The following is a 3,055-nucleotide window of genomic DNA, read 5'->3' as shown; positions in this document are numbered from 1 at the left end:
CAGAGTCACCCCCGGCGCCAGCCGTACGCCGTGGACGAGGGCCGGGGCCGCCCGGGGGAGCGGGGACGGAGTCGTCTCGCCCATGTCCGTTCGTGATCTCGCGGTGGTCCGCTTCGCCGGGCCGGGAGCGACCGCGAGGTCACGGGGGGCGGCGGGGGGAGGGGTCCAGAAACGGCGCTGGAGGCCGCCGGCCGGGCCGGGGCCGGCACCTGGATCAGGGTCCGGGGAGGGCGGGGCGGAAGTGCCGGGCACCCGGGCGATGGACTGGAGGGTGTCGTCGGTGGCGCCGGTCAGTTCCATCTGGATCTGGGCGATGGTCCGGCCCGCGGCCTGCCGGCGTTTGACGGCGACGAGCTGCAGCAGATGGCGCTGCCCGTAAAGCGCGATGCGGCCGCGCCGGGCCGATGGCGGATCGACCAGGCCGATCGTCGTGTACCACCGGATCAGGCGCTCGTTGGGCATGTCCCTGACCCGGCCGTTCACCTGTGCGGGCTCACCGCCGAGCGCGGCGGCGGCCGCCGCTGCGAGTTCAGTGATCGTCCAGGTGCTCTCCATACTCAGCACAATGACACTGTAATCATGACAGTGTCAAGCGCCGTTCTCCCGCCCGTAGGGGACAGGTGGGGCATGGAGATCACCATGACCTGGCCAAAGCCCTTGAAGAATCACCGGACCGGACACCACGCTGACGACTATCCGATAGAAGGGGCCACACGGTGCCGGGTCGCGTGACGCAGTCCGGGAGCGGGTCCCCGTCAGGGGGCTGGAGACCGTACGGTGGCGGGTCCGCCGCCGGCGCCTCGGCATGGGCTCGTTACCGGGCGCTGTCCGACCGGCATCGCCAGGAACGCATGATGATGCGACTGGTTCTCGCCGGCTCGAACGCGGTGGTCGTCGGCGGGCTGAGCAACTGGTGGGCCGGTTTAGCCGCGGCCCTGGCGACGTTGGCGGTGCACGTGCTCTATCTGCGCAACCGGCCGGGGCCGGTGACGAGCTGGCGGCACGGCGCGATGGCCGAGCGGCGTACGGGCCGGGTGCTGGCGTCCCTCGACCCAGGGGGCTTCAGGGTGCTGCACGACCGGGCGCTGCCGGGGCTCCCCGCCGCCAATCTGGACCATCTGGTCATCGGCCTCACCGGCGTCTACGTCATCGTCAGCCGCCGGTGGACGCTCGGGGTGCGCCTGTGGTCGGACCACCGCCGGCTCTGGGCGGGCGGCCGCCCCGTCGCCAACCTGCAGGTCGCGGTGGTACGAGCGGCCCACACCGTCGCCGAGCTGCTGGCCGCCGAGCTCGACGACGAGGTCGCAGTCGCCCCGGTCGTCGCCGTGCACGGCGCGCGGGTCCCGCGCGGAGGGCTGAGATTCGGCGGGGTCATGTTCCACCGGTCGCGTCGGGTGCCGCGCTTCATCGGCGCACATCCGGTGGTCCTGACCTCCGCGGAGGTCGCGATGATCACGGTGGCCGCCGAACGCGCGTTCCCCCCCATGCTGACCGGCCAAGAGCACGCGCTGGGCCACCGTCGCAGGATTGCGTGACAAATGTTCCAAAACGCAATAATGGTCGGTTCGGTCAATAGAGCCGACAATATATTGTGTTTCTTTCATTGCCAGATCTGATCTACCAACCCGATTACCTTCGGGTCATGAGTGATCGCCTCTTGGTCGAAGCCCTGCAGGCACGGGACCCCAGCGCGCTCACCGCGGTCTACGACGCCTACGGCGACCGGATCTACGCCTACTGCTGGTTCCAATGGAGCAATCGCGACGCCGCCGAGGCGGCGCTGCGCGACACCCTCATCGTGGCCGAGGCCCATATCGGCCTGCTGCGCGACCCCGACCGGTTCGGCACCTGGCTGTACGCGATCGCCAGGCACGAGTGCGCCCGGTCGATGCCCTATGGCGGCCGCCGGCCGGACGTGTCGATCGCCACCCACCAGCAGGACGACGTCGACCAGCGCATCACGGCCTGGCGTGCCGTGATGAGCCTCGCACCGCTCAGCCGCGAGGTGATGGAGCTGCACATCCGGCATCGCCTCACGCGGCCCGACCTCGGCGCCGTGCTCGGACTGTCGGACGAGGAGGTCACGGCCCTGCTCGCTCGGGCCCGGGCCGAACTCGAGGCCGCGCTGACCGCCGAGATCCTCGCCCACGACGGGCCCTACGACTGCCGGGTGCGCGCCGAACTGCTGCGGGAACGGAGCGCCGAGCTCTCCGCCGACCTGCGGGCCCGGTTACTCGAGCACGCGCTCATCTGCCGGGTGTGCGGGCCGCACCGGCCGCGCAACGTGTCCCCCGCCAAGGTGTACGACATGCTGCCCACGGTGACTCCGCCCGAGTCACTGCGGCAGGAGGTGCTCAGCTGCTTCCAGGACCCCGATCTGACCGGGTACAGGTGCGCCATCGCGGCGCAGATCGCCGACTTCGACGAGGACGGCTTCCCGGTGCAGTCTCCGCGCACGCTGGCGACCCGGCGGACCGATGACGACACGGCCGACGACGACCGTGGCGGGCTGCTGACCCGGCACCCGGTCATCCTCGGCGCAGTGGCGGCCCTGCTCGTCGGAGCCTCGATGGGCGCGGCCACCGTGGTGCAACTCATCTGCCGGTCGGACGACCGGGCCGCGCCGGCCGTCGCGTCGCGGCCCGCACCGAGCCCGCCCGGCCGGTCCGGGTTCCCGCCGCTGCCCCCCATCACGGCCCCTCGGCCCATCGGCCAGGACGACGGGGTGATCGCGCCGCAGCCCGACACGTTGACGCTGCGCGGCGGTTCCCCCGTACCACAATCGATCGCCCTGCCCTCGGCGCCACCGGGCGGACGCGCTCGGCCGGGCTGGCCGATGCCCCCCATGGAGCCGCCCCCCATCGGCGGGCCGCCGGTCTCGCCCCCGCCCACCGTCGCCCCCCCGCCGACCGCCGGCCCCCCGCCTCCCGCACAGACCCCGCCTCCCGCGCAGACCCCGCCACCGACCCAGACCCCGCCCCCACCGGCTCAGACGCCCCCGCCGACCACGCAGGCCCCCGAGCCCACCCAGACGCCCCCGACCACGCACCCTCCG

General features: G+C 72.5%; 3 protein-coding genes. 2 read left to right on the top strand and 1 reads right to left on the bottom strand.

Features of this window, described 5'->3' with window-relative positions; all coding sequences use genetic code 11:
* The coding region (locus HKK72_RS38050; protein WP_187239234.1) for a MerR family transcriptional regulator at window positions 1-555 on the bottom strand (555 nt) is incomplete at its 3' end.
* Window positions 556-851: 296 nt separating this feature from the next.
* Between HKK72_RS38050 and HKK72_RS38045 the strand changes: the two genes are divergently transcribed.
* A complete protein-coding gene (locus HKK72_RS38045; protein WP_187239233.1) occupies window positions 852-1,535 on the top strand; it encodes a nuclease-related domain-containing protein in 684 nt (227 codons plus the stop codon).
* Window positions 1,536-1,642: 107 nt separating this feature from the next.
* Window positions 1,643-3,055, top strand: a 1,413-nt coding sequence (locus tag HKK72_RS38040; RefSeq protein WP_187239232.1) for an RNA polymerase sigma factor, incomplete at its 3' end; no start/stop codon positions are given.

It is taken from the genome of Actinomadura sp. HBU206391, assembly GCF_014323665.1.
Taxonomy (GTDB): Bacteria; Actinomycetota; Actinomycetes; order Streptosporangiales; family Streptosporangiaceae; genus Actinomadura_C.
The sequence above is the reverse complement of the archived record's forward strand: the minus strand, read 5'-3'. Positions and strand labels throughout refer to the sequence as shown.

Bases quoted from the DNA above. Each gene is read 5' to 3' on its own strand.
- HKK72_RS38045 (WP_187239233.1), top strand. From the start codon at position 852: ATGATGATGCGACTGGTTCTCGCCGGCTCGAACGCGGTGGTCGTCGGC.